Source organism: Ureibacillus yapensis (assembly GCF_003515775.1).
GTDB classification, from domain to species: domain Bacteria; phylum Bacillota; class Bacilli; order Bacillales_A; family Planococcaceae; genus Ureibacillus; species Ureibacillus yapensis.
The window spans coordinates 528860-544490 of sequence record NZ_QWEI01000002.1 but is presented as its reverse complement, the minus strand read 5'-3'; the positions used below and the strand labels follow the sequence as shown (position 1 = coordinate 544490).

General features: G+C 36.8%; 21 protein-coding genes and 1 pseudogene. 18 read left to right on the top strand and 4 right to left on the bottom strand.

Annotation, left to right across the window (positions count from 1 at the left end):
• Positions 1-81 precede the first annotated feature (81 nt).
• The 8 genes from D1B33_RS07425 to D1B33_RS07390 all read left to right on the top strand — a co-directional run bounded on the left by D1B33_RS07425 (position 82) and on the right by D1B33_RS07390 (position 7222).
• The gene (locus D1B33_RS07425) at positions 82-1404 is read left to right on the top strand and encodes a GLUG motif-containing protein (RefSeq protein WP_118875726.1); all 1323 of its coding nucleotides are present in this window, start codon (positions 82-84) and stop codon (positions 1402-1404) included.
• 15 nt (positions 1405-1419) lie between these two features.
• On the top strand, positions 1420-3672 hold the full coding sequence (locus D1B33_RS07420; protein ID WP_118875725.1) for a hypothetical protein: 2253 nt from the start codon (positions 1420-1422) through the stop codon (positions 3670-3672).
• Between the two features lie 86 nt (positions 3673-3758).
• On the top strand, positions 3759-4145 hold the full coding sequence (locus D1B33_RS07415; protein WP_118875724.1) for a hypothetical protein: 387 nt from the start codon (positions 3759-3761) through the stop codon (positions 4143-4145).
• Between the two features lies 1 nt (position 4146).
• A complete protein-coding gene (locus D1B33_RS07410) occupies positions 4147-4398 on the top strand; it encodes a phage holin (RefSeq protein ID WP_118875723.1) in 252 nt (83 codons plus the stop codon).
• Positions 4399-4404: 6 nt separating this feature from the next.
• Positions 4405-5106, top strand: coding sequence for a M15 family metallopeptidase (locus tag D1B33_RS07405; RefSeq protein WP_118875722.1), 702 nt, complete (start codon positions 4405-4407; stop codon positions 5104-5106).
• Positions 5107-5455: 349 nt separating this feature from the next.
• Positions 5456-6391, top strand: a complete 936-nt coding sequence (locus tag D1B33_RS07400) for a hypothetical protein (RefSeq protein ID WP_118875721.1) — start codon at positions 5456-5458, stop codon at positions 6389-6391.
• Between the two features lie 22 nt (positions 6392-6413).
• Positions 6414-6797, top strand: coding sequence for a hypothetical protein (locus D1B33_RS07395; protein ID WP_118875720.1), 384 nt, complete (start codon positions 6414-6416; stop codon positions 6795-6797).
• 86 nt (positions 6798-6883) lie between these two features.
• Positions 6884-7222, top strand: coding sequence for a hypothetical protein (locus tag D1B33_RS07390; RefSeq protein WP_118875719.1), 339 nt, complete (start codon positions 6884-6886; stop codon positions 7220-7222).
• A 92-nt stretch (positions 7223-7314) separates the two neighbouring features.
• Here D1B33_RS07390 and D1B33_RS18735 read toward each other — a convergent pair whose 3' ends face one another.
• The 4 genes from D1B33_RS18735 to D1B33_RS07375 all read right to left on the bottom strand — a co-directional run bounded on the left by D1B33_RS18735 (position 7315) and on the right by D1B33_RS07375 (position 8816).
• Positions 7315-7440 (bottom strand): hypothetical protein, encoded by a 126-nt coding sequence (locus D1B33_RS18735; RefSeq protein ID WP_267897032.1) that lies wholly within the window; start codon positions 7438-7440, stop codon positions 7315-7317.
• 15 nt (positions 7441-7455) lie between these two features.
• Positions 7456-7677, bottom strand: coding sequence for a hypothetical protein (locus D1B33_RS07385; RefSeq protein ID WP_199677374.1), 222 nt, complete (start codon positions 7675-7677; stop codon positions 7456-7458).
• A 63-nt stretch (positions 7678-7740) separates the two neighbouring features.
• On the bottom strand, positions 7741-7959 hold the full coding sequence (locus tag D1B33_RS07380) for a hypothetical protein (protein ID WP_118875718.1): 219 nt from the start codon (positions 7957-7959) through the stop codon (positions 7741-7743).
• Positions 7956-8816, bottom strand: a complete 861-nt coding sequence (locus tag D1B33_RS07375; RefSeq protein WP_233549408.1) for a ParM/StbA family protein — start codon at positions 8814-8816, stop codon at positions 7956-7958. The genes D1B33_RS07380 and D1B33_RS07375 overlap by 4 nt, the downstream gene beginning before the upstream one ends.
• 206 nt (positions 8817-9022) lie before the next feature.
• Here D1B33_RS07375 and D1B33_RS07370 point away from each other — a divergent pair, with 206 nt between their 5' ends.
• The 10 genes and pseudogenes from D1B33_RS07370 (at position 9023) to minD (ending at position 15600) form a co-directional block, all read left to right on the top strand.
• Positions 9023-9547, top strand: coding sequence for a hypothetical protein (locus D1B33_RS07370; protein ID WP_118875717.1), 525 nt, complete (start codon positions 9023-9025; stop codon positions 9545-9547).
• Positions 9544-9840, top strand: a complete 297-nt coding sequence (locus tag D1B33_RS07365) for a hypothetical protein (RefSeq protein ID WP_118875716.1) — start codon at positions 9544-9546, stop codon at positions 9838-9840. Before D1B33_RS07370 ends, D1B33_RS07365 begins: the two co-directional genes overlap by 4 nt.
• A 91-nt stretch (positions 9841-9931) precedes the next feature.
• Positions 9932-10459, top strand: coding sequence for an Ltp family lipoprotein (locus D1B33_RS07360; RefSeq protein WP_118875715.1), 528 nt, complete (start codon positions 9932-9934; stop codon positions 10457-10459).
• Between the two features lie 63 nt (positions 10460-10522).
• Positions 10523-10798 carry a hypothetical protein gene (locus D1B33_RS07355; protein ID WP_158582935.1) on the top strand — a complete coding sequence of 92 codons (276 nt, stop codon included), beginning with the start codon at positions 10523-10525 and terminating at the stop codon, positions 10796-10798.
• A 49-nt stretch (positions 10799-10847) separates the two neighbouring features.
• Positions 10848-11150, top strand: a pseudogene (gene radC / locus D1B33_RS07350) (RadC family protein); the annotation flags it as partial.
• A gap of 475 nt (positions 11151-11625) precedes the next feature.
• On the top strand, positions 11626-12645 hold the full coding sequence (locus D1B33_RS07345) for a rod shape-determining protein (protein WP_118875713.1): 1020 nt from the start codon (positions 11626-11628) through the stop codon (positions 12643-12645).
• Between the two features lie 12 nt (positions 12646-12657).
• On the top strand, positions 12658-13575 hold the full coding sequence (gene mreC / locus D1B33_RS07340) for a rod shape-determining protein MreC (protein WP_118875712.1): 918 nt from the start codon (positions 12658-12660) through the stop codon (positions 13573-13575).
• Positions 13576-13578: 3 nt separating this feature from the next.
• A complete protein-coding gene (gene mreD, locus D1B33_RS07335) occupies positions 13579-14103 on the top strand; it encodes a rod shape-determining protein MreD (RefSeq protein ID WP_118875711.1) in 525 nt (174 codons plus the stop codon).
• A 29-nt stretch (positions 14104-14132) separates the two neighbouring features.
• The gene (locus D1B33_RS07330) at positions 14133-14801 is read left to right on the top strand and encodes a septum site-determining protein MinC (RefSeq protein WP_118875710.1); all 669 of its coding nucleotides are present in this window, start codon (positions 14133-14135) and stop codon (positions 14799-14801) included.
• Position 14802: 1 nt separating this feature from the next.
• A complete protein-coding gene (gene minD, locus D1B33_RS07325; RefSeq protein WP_118875709.1) occupies positions 14803-15600 on the top strand; it encodes a septum site-determining protein MinD in 798 nt (265 codons plus the stop codon).
• Positions 15601-15631: the final 31 nt, after the last annotated feature.

The following is a 15631-nucleotide window of genomic DNA, read 5'->3' as shown; positions in this document are numbered from 1 at the left end:
GAAGGTGATGCCTATTAGTTCTTATTCTTATGTTATACATTATGAAGGCTTTGCAAATTCAATTAGTGAGGTGACGTATTAATGGCAAATGGTAATTTTGGTGGTGGAGATGGGACATTAGCAAATCCTTATCTTGTAGAAGATGCTCAAGATTTAACTGCGATTACAAAAAATTTGAGTGGTCACTATAAACAAACCGTCCATATTGATTTAGCAGGTGTTGAATGGATGCCAATAGGTAGAAACGACACATCTTCCTATTCTAGGTTTTCCGGAAGTTTTGACGGCAATGGGTTCAATATATATGGCTTATCAATTAATAAACCTACAGTAAGTTATTTAGGTCTATTTGCTTGTTTAATGCCGCCTGCAGTCCTAAAAAATATTCATTTAGTATCTCCTGCGGTGCTAGGTAAATATGAAATAGGCCCTCTAGTCGGTAGTATTGAACAAGGTGGTTACTCAGGTGCGGAGCTTCCTATCATTGATAACTGCTCCGCTGCGGATGTCACTGTGAATGGTTCCTATGAAATAGGAGGTTTGGTAGGTAGTGCTTATGTTGAAGCAAATATATCAAACTGCCATTCATCAGGAGTAGTAGGTAATAAGGAAACTCCAGGTAAGAATGTAGGTGGCTTATTAGGATCTGCGTATAATTACGGTGTGAATTTTGATAATAGTCACTCTTCTTGCGAAGCTATCGGCAGAAGTAATGTTGGCGGCTTCATTGGATATGTCAGTCCTGGAACTGGTCGTAGAGTTAAAACTACTAAGTGCTATGCAGAAGGGCCTGTTTATTCATCAGGAGGTTACTGTGGTGGTTTTGGAGGTTACTTATCTCAAACTGATTTTGAACAGTGTTTTGCTACAGGAGCTGTGGATGCTCCAAGTAATGAGGTAGGCGGCTTTGGAGGTTATACTTCTGACTTGAATATTAAAGATTGCTATGCAACTGGTTCTGTGAATGGTACTGATAATGTAGGTGGATTCATTGGTAGTGCTAATCTATACAATGCGTACACAATTACAAACTCAGTAGCATTTGGACTTGTAACAGGAACACAGGACACAGGTGGATTCGCAGGTTCTTATTCAGGTAACATTGATTTTACTTCTGCATTTTACGATTCAGACAAAACGGGACAAACAGGTACTACTAAAGGTACTCCGAAAACCACTGCTGAACTAGCGAAAAAGGAAACATATGTAGGATGGGACTTTGAGAATGTTTGGTCATTAATATCCGGAGTTCTTCAATTAATATTTACCCTTCCACCTAAGAAGCCCGAAGTTAATGTTGACTTTACGCAAACCGTATTGCTTAGAGATGGGTTCTTTAGTCCTATACCTCAATACTGGGATACAGTAAAGGGTGAATGGACAGTAAGAACAATTCCAAACTAGAGGAGTGATTTAGTAATGAATTTTAGGCAGACAAAATTATTGCGAGACCGTTTCGGAACTCCTGTCCCTCAGCTATGGGATCCTACAAATGAGAAGTGGGTGCCTATCACTGAAGAGAACATGGGAGGGGAGGAATATGTTCTCCCAATCGCTTCAAAAGCAGCATTAGGTGGTATCAAACCTGACGGTGTAACAATCATTGTGGATCCCATATCAGGTGAAGCAAGTTCTGCATTTAGTCAAGAGGACTTGAATACTGCAATTGAACCTAAAGCTGATAAAACTTATGTAGATGAACAACTTGACTTGATTACAGAACCTTCATCATCTACTCAAACTTTACCTACTGGTACATCAGCAATCATTTCTCCTATTATTAGTGAAGTCGATTTAGAAATAAAAGGGCGTACTTTAGCGAGTGCTGGGAATGCTGATTTAGTAGATGGAGGAAAGTATGTAATATCTGATCCTTCTTATACTGTTAAAGAACCGTCGGGAACAACTAGAAAAGGTGTATCAAAATTCCAGTTTTCAGATACTCCTAAGACTGTTCCTGCTGCAACCTTTAAAGATAAGGTTAAAGGTAGTTTAGTAGAAAATCCGCACAAAGCTTTTTTCTTCTTGGGAACTTCTGTAGTAAAGTCTCAATCAGGATTTGTTGATGAAGTATCTCAATCATTATATGACGGAGCGGCTTCAGATGATGGTAACTCTGGATCCATTTCATTTAACTCAGCAGGTAATCGAGTGCAATTAATGTTCGCATTTAATTTAGTTGCTCACATTGAAAAAAGTATTGGCACTATTGATAGTGCGAATAAAGTTCAGTGGATTATAGATAATGTAGAAAAGATTGATGCTAAGTTTTATGGTTATGGTGAAGGTTCAACAGGAGCTGATATTACTTTCGGAATTTGGAGTTTTACAGCAGGTTCCTGGGAAAGCAATATTGGTCATGGTATGGTATCGACTACAGTAGGATTACCTATTAGTAGAACTGACTTAGCAAATGTGGTAGGTACTGACGGATTCGTAAAATTCAATGCTTACTCAGGTAAATCCGACGGAGTTGTGGCTGCGAAGGTTGCTGTTGCTTATATCAAAGTTGATGTAACTTTGAAATCTGGACTTACATTCCCAACAAAACCAGGCATTGTAAAGTTATCTACATTTGAAGGAAAAGTTAGCGGCAGCACAGTTGAGAATCCTCACAAAGCAACTTTTAACTTGTCTCTTACTACTTTAGGGACACCTACATCAATAAATGCAGAGGATACTAATACAGATTACGGATTTATCAAGGCACTTGATTTTAGCACAGGAGCTCTATTAACTTTTGAATCTGGCATGATTGCTCAAAAGCTATTTACTTTTGATGTGATTGCAGATTTTGAACGTAACATAGGAAAGATTCCTGGAGCAACATTAGCAGAAAAAGTAACTTGGGCAAAAGCTAACTTAACAAATATAATTGCAAACTTTTACGGAACAGGTCGAGGGCCGAGCGGTTACAGCGTTACACTTGGTTATTGGAGACCAGGACTTTCTTCATTCAGTCAAAATATTGTATACACTTCAAGTAGCGATATGACTAAAAATGCTGTTCCGATCCCTGCTTCTGAAATTGACGCAAATGGTAAAGTGTACTTAATTGCACATGCACCTGCGTCTGATGGAACTACATTCTCTCGAGTAAACACTAATTTTGTATCTCTTGAATTTGAAGTAAAAGCTAGTGCAGCTTTCACCGATCCTCTTGTACCTTTATATAAGGTAACTGATACAGAGTACAGTAAAATCTTAGCTGAGTGGGATGCAACTAAAGTAGCAACTATGTATCCTAAACTTAATACTCCTTTACAGCACTTATCAAATCCTTTTGTCAGAGCAGTAGGAGAAGGTCTTACTACAGAATTAACAACTTCGGACATTGTCCTAGGACAATTCGGAACAAGTCAAGATAGGTTATACAAAGATGGTGGCACTTGGAAGGTTGATAAATTTGTTGATACTGACAGTTCAACACCTAAATTATTAGATACACCTGCAACAATTGATGTATCTGATAAAGTTTCGGGTGACGTATGGCTGAAAGGTAACACTCAACTAGAAATTGGTAGTACAGTTAAGGTTACTCCTTTAGGTGTTGAATTGACTTACTCTAACAGCATTAGGTCTTCGCTTGATGAAACAGTTTTAGAAACGAGAGAGCTTAAACGACAACTTACCGAGGTATTAGAACGCCTTTCTGCTTTGGAGAATGTGTAAAAATATCATAAATTTTATTAGCCTTCCACAATCCCATGTGGAGGGTATTTTTATTGTAAATAGCCAATGGATTGGGGGAGATGGGAATGCCAACTAACGGAGGGGATTCCATGTACAAGATAGTTGAAGAACACTCGGGATTGTTGCAAAATCACGAAGAACGTTTATTAAAATTAGAAGATCAATCATTAAAACTAGAAAATACAATTCTCACAGAAAATCGGGAAACAAGAAGCACGATGAAGGAACAGACAGAAAAAATGTTTAAACTTGTTGAGAATGCCATGGGCTATCAAACTAACATATCTACACAAGAGCATGAATTGAAGAAGCAAGAACACGAATTGAGAATGTTAAAGTGGAATACGATTTCTACTGTATTTTTAAAGGTTAGCGGTGGATTGTTGGCCTTGCTCACGTCAGGCGGGGCAATTTACTATATCATTGAACAATTCTTTGCGGGAGGGCAATAATATGAAAATCAACTGGAAAGTACGCATGCAGCATAAAGCATTCTGGGTATCTCTAATCGCATTATTATTAGTGCTCGCTAATCAAATAGCGGGCATTTTTAATGTCGATATTACGGTTTATAATGACCAAATTACAGGCGTTACAGAGACGGTATTAAGCATTTTAGGGTTGCTTGGTATTATTGTTGACCCAACAACAGAAGGTTTGTCAGACAGCGTACAAGCACTTAGATACAGAAAGCCAAAGGAGTAATAAATAATGACATCAGTAACTACCACTTGCCGTGATTTATCGGAATTATCGACTGCTGCGGAAATGGCTTGTCGTTTGTTGTTCCAAGAATGTTTCAAGGCTGGTATCAAAGATATCTTTATAACGGAAACGTATCGTTCTCAGGAGCGACAAAATTACCTCTACGCACAGGGCCGAACAAGACCGGGTCAAAAAGTAACTTGGACACTTGAAAGCAATCATAAATCAAGACGGGCATGGGATATTGCCGTAGCGCCACCTAAAAAATTATATGATGAGTCTACGTTAAATAAAGTAGGGGCAATTGCTAAAAAGCTGGGTATCACTTGGGGAGGTGCTTGGATAAAAAATTTGGATCAGCCACATTTTGAGGTGCCGGCAAATTGGACACCACCAAACGGCTATAAATTAGAGGGCCAAGTCATTGTTCCATCTAACAGCAAATTAAAGGTACAGTTAATTGTGGAGGACAAGACAGCCGAAGTAAAAGGAGTATCAATAACAAAGGAGGAAGACGTTTTGGAATTCTCAAGCAACACAACTAAAAATGCATTGAGGGATGAATTATCACAATACGTTGAAAAAGGCTATATTACGAAGGGTTGGTTAGCAAAATTTGAAAATGGTGTGATGACAACTGGTGATTATCTTGCTTTACGATTAATTGCGGATCAACGCAAAGCTAAGGAAAAAGAAAAAGCAAAATAGCCCAAATATTTATTTTGGGACAAACCATTGCCAATGATTAACCAAGTTGCTTATAATCGACTTGTATAACATCTCCTTTTAGATGCTATATAACCGATCAAAGACCGCCTTTGTTGAACTGTGAAGGGCGGTCTTTTTTTGTTGATTTGTAGTTTAGTACCACTTGTTGTTGAGGTAGGTAAATTTATGTAATATAATTAGGAAAATATTAATGTAAAAATATAAAAAAAGACATTAGGATGGACCCAATGTCATTTGTAAGTAACTATTTTCCCTAATAGATATTATACATACTTAGACATTAAAAGTCTATTATTGCATTGGGTCTCCTTTAAGGAGGAAATGCTATTTGAATAAGTACATTTTTAATAAGAAAGTTCCAAAGGATCGATTAGTACACCATGTAAAGCATGAAAATATTCAATGTAATAAAAATAATATGGATGAGATGTACGATGCCCTATACAAAGAAAAGAAACATGTTTTAGAGGATGTTTTTAGACAATATAAGTACGCTGGGGCTACTTCCTTAAACATTTACGAAATTGTTGGTTTTCCCCAAAATTTAAATAACAAAAAAAGCTTCCTAGCCCACATTAAAGAGAAATTGGGTTTAAAGACAAATATATTAAATAAAACTTTAAATCCTGGAATATCAGAGGTACCTCAAATTTACTTGATTGAAGAAAATGAAAAAGGTTTCCTTATTCAATGGGTATATGGGGTAGAAGTTATAAATTCTAATGGGTACGAAATTATTTCAAGAATTGATGCGAGATATGTTACAACAATCGTATCATTTGGAAATCCAGTATTTATTGAAGTTCGAGCTGGTTATAAAAATGCAGTTAAATATATAAAATTATTTCAGGAACTTTTATCAGAAAACGAACATCCAGTTGAGTTGATAAGGTTACCTTTAACGAAATTGAGTGAATCTGAAGCTGAAGATGTAGCTAAGATATTAAAAGCCGGATTGTTAGAAGGCGAACATTTAGGGAGTAACGGCATTGGAAAGTATGCAGTTTCAGCAAGCCCTGATACTAAAGATTTAAGGGAACTGGAAGAATATAAAAACTCTTTTATGGGTAAACAGTATTTATCTCAAACATTAAATGTACATTATGAAGAAATAGATACTGGTTATTCTACTGAGGTCAAATTCAGAATAAATATGAATGGTGGATTTGAATTTAAAACTAAAGTTAGCGAACGCATTATAAAAAGGATTTTTGATGTGTTTGCCGAAGTAAGATATAGGAAGAAAATTGCAGCTGGAGAATAAAAATTAGAACGAGGTGATTTGTATGAGCATTAATTCAACTGTTATTGAAAATACTTTAGAAAAATTAGCGCTAAACAATGAAAAACGTTTTAATGCTTATCAAATCGCTTCGTTATCTAATGAAACTGATGTAATGGCTGTTAATAATTACTTATTGTACAGAAGTGATTCAAACTTCGGTATTTTAAATGCTAAAATTGAAACTTTATGTGATAATAATCACCCTGATAAACATTTTGAACTAAATGAACCCCTGCCTGATTATGAACTTGAGTGTCGAATATGTGGTTGTGAGTACATTCCAGACATGGAATTTTCACACATTGTCTTTTATTTCAAAGAATCCTATGTTACAGAGGTAAAAAAAAAGAGGCTGAACAAACAGTTGATATTGTGCCTGAATTAAAAATACCGCCAATGGAAAAATTAGTTTATGTAGGAGACTTAATTCAACATAACTATCTAACATATAATATAAATGGAGGATTACATATGAATAATATAATTGGAAGTTTTAATAATTCTAAATTAAGTGGAAATGTAGCTGTTCAATCTAGTAATGTCCACCAAACTCAAAATAACGGAAGTAACGACGATTTACAAAACGCTTTTAAAGAACTAGAAGAATTAATTAGAAAAATTCAAGATGAGACAGTAAAAGAACAAGCAGAAATGAATTCGGAAATATTAAGAGAAGCAATTCAAAATGATGATACAACCAAAACTGGAAAAGTACTAAAATTTTTGGTTGGAGCATTAGGTGCTGTTCAACCAATAATAACTATTGCGCAACTTGCCGGAATTCCGGTACCTAATATTCCAAGTCCTTGAAGCATTTTCTACACTACAGTAGGGGAAATTAAGAGTTGATTTAAACAAATATAAAAAGACCAGGACTATTTTTTACTCCTGGTCATTTTTTTTTAGTCATCCATTTCGTCTAGAATTTTATTCAATCCATGCATGATGCCAGTTCGATAACCTTTTTTATAGAAAATAGGAATTGAAATGGCGTATACAAGAACAACCATAAAGTCAAAGAAACCCATAAACACATCCTTTCTTTATAAGTCGATTGTATAATTCTCATCATCATTCTTTTTCTTAAAGATAATGGTCATATTTTCAACGTTGCCATTCATTAATTTATCGACTAATATAAGTCGCTTAACATACTTACTGAAATCTTTTCCTTCTACGAATTCTAAAAGTTCCGAGTCGTATTTGTCATTTAAACTAAAGCTAACTGGTTTTATTTTACGATCCTTCTCCTTTTTCTCCTGCATCCATTGCCACCCCTTCACGAACTCTATATAAGATAATTCGTGAAAAAATGGTGTATTCCCTTTTTAAAAAAAGCCTTTCATTGATTCTAAGTCTTCATTAATTTCTTGTTCAACATAATGGGTAGTGGAAGTAAGAACATTTTTTACGTTCATTAGATCGTCATATATTAATTTCTTAATGTACTTACTTCGATTACTTCGTTTATTTAAATGATTCAACAGCGTAATTTCTGTTTCATCAGTCAAACTAATTGAAATAGGTACTATCTTTCTATCGCTCACTGGAACGCTCCTTTCGCCAAATTATAAAAACCAACAGCGTTAGCGAAAGTGGGAGGTACTGCAATAGTATCGTATTGTCGTCTTAACATTGGTTTCATACAAGAAACCTCGATGAAATGTTTTTCTAAATAGGAAGTGAATTTTTCAGCTATCCCTCCACAAACAGCAACAGCATCAGTGTTTTTCCATTTCAACTTTGTAGCAAATTGAAAAATCGCTCTTGCTAGTGCTTCGTAATCGTCTTTATTACGTAATGTTTCTATACCGGTATTTAATGTGCTGCTTGATTTGTGGATGTGCTTTTTATCAAGAATTGTAGCGAAATTTACAGTACCGCTACCAATATCAATAATTTTTAGGTCCCGTTGGTTCTGGCTCCAAAATGCAGCAGATCCTTCGGGCGCCACTTTTACCGCTTCGATTGTGAAATTCGCTCGTTTTCCGTTCACCCAAAAATCGTAATCATCCACCAACATATCAATTATTTTAGATTTTTCACCTTCTTTGTGCCGGTTTATAGGTTGACCAGTAACCAACGAAACTCTTTCAACACCTTTACAATATTTATCAATGTATCGATAAATAGCTAACAAAATGCGAATCTTCGTATCTTGGTGCGCTTTTGTATCGCCGTATGTTGTACCATCTCCGAACTCATCTTCAAATTGTGCAATGGTGCCTGCATACCCCTTTCTGCCTTCGATATCAAACTCCATGTCATCAGGACCAAATGTTTCTTCAATATCTCTTTCAAACCAATTACAAATATTCGTTTTGAAAGAATCAATACCATAGACTCCAGCAACTTTCGCTTTATAATTTCCAGCATCAACACCAAGTATCAATTCATTAGTCAAAACAATCTCCTTTCGTATCACGAATGTAATACAATTTATGTAAAAAACAATTAGAGTATTACAAATGTGATACGAATATTTTTGGATTGTTGACCATAAAATTTAATATTCCTAAGGAATTCAACGGCGGGGGAGGGGTAAATTCAGGGAATCTCTAAGTCTAGGAATCGTTCCTAAACTTAAAACGACATTAGGAGGCCAAGAGAGTGAAAAAAAGGGCAGGAGAGAGCCGATCTCGCTCTGACAAAAAAATTGACGTCAAACCAACTCTTTCAATAAATTTAAAAGACAACTTATACACTTTCGCTTATCTTTGCGACGAACCAGTAAAAGACGTAGCGGAAAAGCTTTGTATTGTCGGAGCTACTTCTAAAGTAATTATAGATAGTATGTCCAAATGGTTTCGAAGAAATTACGTTTATAGGAATGTTTTTGTTGTTGGTCATCCTGAACAACCAAAACTTAAAGTCAATTACCCAAAAGAAACGGGTAAAGTGACAATTCGGTTTAAAAGAGAAGACTATGATTTAATTAGTGATTTATCTCACGCCTTAGATATAACCCCGACTGCAACAGCAGGTATCTTAATTAAAATGACATTAAACAGTATGGAATTTATCCAACAGTATGCACAGGAACACTTAATGCATTTATCACCCGAGCGGAAAAAGAGGATTGATTTATTTCTTAACCAACTGTGGAAAACTAATCATGAAGGGAAGGTATTGTGAAATTATTCGGTTTGAGTTTAATTGATGCTACAGGTATTGCGGTAGTTAGCACTTACCTAGTTATTGTTGTAGGTTCAGCTATATCCGGTAAAGGTGATAAGTCTAATATTATATTTTCTGTAGTGGGAAAAATGGTGAAAGGCGCTGTTAATGCAGCAGATAAAACCATTCATAATTATATAGAAGAAAAAGACGATGAAATGCTCGATAAAGCTCGGAGAGTAAGAAAGACTGGAGTAGGAAGAAAAGTAAAAGAGGTTGAGAAGAATAATGATTACGAGATATTTATGTAGATTATCAAATTTTTATCAATGACAAGCAATAGGGAATTTGTTACAGTTTACTATGTGTGTTTACAACATTTAACAAAAGAGGAGAAATGAAATGAAGAAATTCTTTAAGTTTGGTTGTCTTGGTATTATCGCATTAGTCGTTCTTGGTATAATTATTGGAGCATTAAGTGGCGGTGAAACAGAACAAGAGGAGACAGTTCCAACTACTGCACCAGCTACTGAACAAGCAACTGAAACAGAGACAGAAGCGCCTAAAGAAGAAGCGAAAGAAGAATCTAAAGAATCGACAAAAGAAGAACCGGCAGAGGAAAGTGTCCCTAGAGAACATAAGGCAGCATTAGAAAAAGCGAAGCTTTACGCAGAAACTATGTATATGTCAAAGGCTGGTATATACAATCAATTAACTTCAGAACATGGCGAGGGTTTCCCAGCTGAAGCTGCTCAATATGCTATTGATAATATTGAACATGATTGGAAAGCAAACGCATTGGAAAAAGCAAAAACATATGCAGAAACTATGAGTATGTCAGATTCCGCTATTTACGATCAATTAACTTCGGAATACGGGGAAAAGTTCACTCCTGAAGAAGCGCAATACGCTATTGATAATTTACAATAGAACATAAGCTTTCCACAGAAAGCATTCAAGTCACTCAATGAGTGGCTTTTTCTTTAGGAGGATATGATGAAGGTTTATTTGTGGCCGCATAAGGATGGAATATTTTTAGTGAATGAAGATTTCACCATGATCTCGAAACCTTATTTTATTACCCATCCACAACGTACTTCCTTATTAAAGGATCGTTTTAATGCGACTATTAGTAGGGAAGAACTACTTTCCACAATTACAGATGAAGAATTACAATCGCTAGTAAACAATTCAGTTCTACGATGGAAATCAATCATTCCCTTGCTTCCGGGATTCGAAGAGGAGTTTATAGCTCAAGCAGAAATTTAAAACCAGGTAGCATCTTAGCCGCCTGGTTTTAGTTTGTATTTATGTGAAGTTCGTTGTTTTATTCTTGAATGTTAAAAATCAAGTGCTCCATAAACAAACGATTTTTATCGGCAGTTTAAATTCAAGCATCGTTCACCCTCGTGAAATTTTCCGTGAAGCTGTTAAACGTTCTGCAGCCTCCATTATTTGCTCCCATAATCACCCTAGCGGCAACCCAACACCAAGTCCAGAAGATATCGAAGTAACAAAAAGACTGCAAGAAGCAGGTTATATCATTGGGATTGAACTAATTGATCATGTGATCATCGGAGACCATCAATTTATCAGTTTAAAAGAAAAAGGATATATGTAAAAATGGTTTAGTCGAATGTCCGATGGTGGATGTTCGACTTTTTTTGCGCAATAATAAAGGTCAGGAAATAAATGGCTGCAATATTTGCGCCATTTCTGGTTCTTTCTCTTCTTAAGCAATGTTATCATATAACATTGTGATGTCTAATGTGTTACAAATGTAGGGTTGGATGTGACTGAAAGGCATTTTTCAACATTTTTTTATTTCATTTTCTTTTCAAAGAACCTATTTCTACAAATTTCGTCATTGGAATGGAGCACTTGTTACAAGACTGTAAAAACTTACATAATAATTTTATTTGTTTCGGAGCAGGAATCGAAATAAAATGGTAAATGTCGAGAAATATTTGAATGGATAGAGAAAAATGGAGAACCGTACATGTAGCACTATAAATTTTCAAGCTTTTCAGCTATAATAAATCTTATGATTTTAAGCATGATTACTAGATTGCTTAAAGAAGAAAGGGAGTACTAAATTGTTTGGATTAGGAAATAAAGATGTCGGGATCGATCTTGGCACAGCGAATACATTAGTTTTTATTAAAGGAAAAGGCATTGTTTTACGCGAGCCTTCAGTAGTAGCAAAAAATACAAAAACAGGTGACATTGTTGCGGTCGGAAACGACGCGAAAAACATGATCGGCCGTACACCAGGTTCCATCGTTGCCATCAGACCGATGAAAGATGGCGTTATTGCTGATTTTGATATTACAACTTCCATGATTGAATATTATCTGAAACAGGCTTTGAAAACTTCGGGGTCGAATTGGAAAAAGCCAAATGTCATGATATGTGTTCCTTATGGCATCACTTCAGTTGAACAACGTGCGGTCATTGACGCTTCCAGACAAGCCGGCGCGAAAGAAGCCTTCACAATTGAAGAACCATTCGCGGCAGCAATCGGTGCTGACTTGCCGGTTTGGGATCCAACGGGTTCGATGGTCGTCGATATCGGCGGAGGCACAACAGAAGTTGCCGTTATTTCCCTGGGCGGAATCGTAACAAGCGAGTCAGTCCGTATGGGCGGAGATGCAATGGATCAATCCATTACAAGTTATATTCGCAAAACATATAACTTAACAATCGGGGAACGTACTGCCGAAAAAGTTAAAATGGAAATCGGAACAGCGCGTGTAGACGATTTTAATGAAAAAATGGAAATCCGTGGACGTGACTTATTGACAGGTTTGCCAAAGACGATTGAAATTACTTCCGAAGAAATCTCGGATTCACTGAAAGAAGCGATATCAGTCATTATTGATGGCGTGAAGAAAACGCTTGAACAAACGCCGCCTGAGCTTTCCGCGGACGTTATGGAAAGAGGCATTGTTTTAACTGGAGGGGGAGCTTTACTGCGCAACCTCGACAAAGTAATCAGTGACCAAACAAATATGCCTGTATTTATCGCTGAAAACCCTCTTGATTGTGTAGCAATCGGGACGGGCAAGGCATTGGACAATATTGACCTGGTGCGTTCTCAACAGATGAAAGGGTAAGGAGGTTTTCCAATGCCACAGTTTTCAAACAAGAAATTAATACTGCTATTGGTTGGCACGATTTTCCTTGTGGCATTGATTAGCTTCTCTTTACGAGATCGACAAAACGCAAGTCTTCCGGAACAATTTATTAAAGATACTGTCGGCTTTGCACAATCCCTTGTAGCAAAGCCGGCAAATTACATAACAGGTATTTTCAATGATATAAACTCTTTATTAAATACGTATGAGGAAAATCAACGGTTAAAAATGCGTTTAGAAGATTTTGCAGTTCTTCAAGCAGAAGTTAATACTTTGCAATCCGAAAACAAATCGCTGCAGGAACTAGTGGACAAACAGGATAGTTTAAGAGAATACGATCCCTTGAAAGCTACCGTGATTGCCCGCAACCCAGATCAATGGGAAGAAAAAATAATACTCAACAAAGGTTCTTCTCATGGAGTAAAATTAAATATGGCCGTAATGACAGCTAATGGGCTGATAGGGAAAATCAGTTTAGTGACCCCTTTTACCTCAGAAGTTGAGCTGCTTCATTCAAATAATCCAAATAATCGAGTTTCTGCTATTATTCAAGGCAAAAAAGAAGATGTTTTTGGTTTATTGGAAGGATATGACGTAGAACGCAATGAATTAATATTAAAGAGAATTGATTCCAATTTTAAAATCAATGAAGGGGAAAAAGTAGTAACGTCCGGCTTGGGCGGGATTTTCCCAAAAGGTATATTGATTGGGGAAGTAACGGAAGTCACTACGGATGACTATGGGCTTACGAAAATGGCCTATGTAAAACCGGCTGCCGACTTTTCCATGGTAGAGGATGTCGTGATTGCGAAAAGAACTGCGGTGACTGTCGATGGTTCGGATGGGACCGGTACAAATGAGGATTTAACGAATGGCACAAAAAACGAAACTACGAATGAAGGTGAATAAAAGATGGTACGGTTCCTGATTCCCTTTGTTGCAGTGGTTTTATTTTTGCTAGAACCGGAATTTGCATTGTTTTCACCGGTTGCTTTCGGCGAGCAAACATACATTTTAGTACCGCGTTTTTTAATTCTGTACTTAATCTTTATATCCATCTACTATAGTCGAAAAAGAGCTTGTTTGTATGGTTTGGTTTTTGGACTCTTGTATGATGTCTTTTACATTGATATTATTGGATTATATTCCTTTTTATATCCGCTCGTTTGCTTCATTGCAGGAGGGACTGTACGTTTTATCCATCAACATTTAAGCGTTACGACGATTTTATCGGTTGTCCTGGTGGCGCTTATGGAAATTGTTTTATACTATTTCTTTTACTTTATTCAATTTACAACGATTCCGGTAAGCGTTTTTTTAAGCAATCGTCTACTTCCGACGATTATCGCGAACTTATTATTTTTAATAATGCTTGGTTGGGCATTTAAAATTTTAATCAATGCGCGTGTGTTACAGCGTGCCCAAGATAATTCTTAAATTCATTTGGCGTGAGGTGTCGCTTTTTTATGAGTAAACAGCTTGTCCATATTAAGGGGACAAAAGAAGGGTTAGTACTTCGGCTAGATGATCAGTGCGCCTACGCAGAACTAGTAGAAGAACTTGAACGTAAGGTTTCGGAAGGTAGCATCGATGGTAAAGTAGATGTGCAATTGCATCTCGGAAACCGCTACCTTTCCAATGCACAGCAAGAAGAACTCATTGCAATTGTACAAAGCCCGGGCAATATGCACGTATCTAAAGTGCACAGTGATGTAATAACGATTGAAGAAAGCAATGAAAGAGTATTGACGGAACAGAGGGAAACCTATGTTGGAATTGTACGCTCCGGCCAGATTATAAAGGCGGATGGAGACATTGTTGTCATAGGTGATGTAAACCCGAATGGAAAAGTTGAAGCAGGCGGAAGTATTTTTGTATTGGGCAATTTAAGAGGAATCGCCCATGCAGGAGCAAATGGAGAGAAAGAGTCAATTATCGTTGCCTCGCATTTTGAACCAACCCACGTTTTAATTGACAATTTAATAGAGGTTATGTCAAACGAAAAACCATTTGTTAAGGAAAATTCAGATCAAATTTTTGCCTATATTAATCGTGATGGCATAATTTCATACGAACGATTACAGGAAGTAAGGAAAATTCGACCGTTATTAAGTACGGTTAAAGGAGGAAGCTAATGTGGGTGAAGCAATCGTAATAACTTCTGGTAAAGGCGGGGTAGGTAAAACAACAACAACTGCCAATCTGGGAACTGCATTGGCTCTTCAAGGGAAAAAAGTATGTTTAGTAGATACAGATATTGGCTTGCGTAACTTGGACTTGGTACTTGGGTTGGATAATCGAATTATTTATGACTTAGTCGATGTTGTGGAAGGCCGCTGTAAAATTCATCAAGCCCTTGTTCGAGACAAGCGTGTGGATGATAAACTATTTTTGTTGCCTGCTGCTCAAACAACGGACAAAAACGCCGTTACTCCGGAGCAAATGAAGAGTTTAGTGGAAGAGTTAAAGCGGGAATATGATTACATTTTAATCGACTGTCCGGCAGGTATTGAACAAGGGTATAAAAATGCTGTGGCAGGTGCTGACCGTGCCATTGTTGTAACCACTCCAGAGATTTCCGCCGTTCGAGATGCAGATCGCATTATTGGATTGCTGGAACAAGAATCCATAGAACCGCCAAAATTAATTATCAATCGTATTCGCAAAGATTTAATGAAAAACGGCGATGCGTTGGATATTAATGAAATTACGACGCATTTATCCATTGATCTATTGGGAATCGTCATTGATAGCGAAGATGTAATCAGTTCATCGAATAAAGGCGAACCGATTGTAATGGACCCAAATAGCAAGGCTTCTCTGGGCTACCGCAACATTGCAAGACGAATTTTGGGCGAATCCGTTCCATTAATGTCCATTGAAGATCATTCTAAAGGAATGTTCAAAAAATTAATTTCTATTTTCTCAAGATAAAATGCGGAAGGTTATTGATGATGCTCAATAG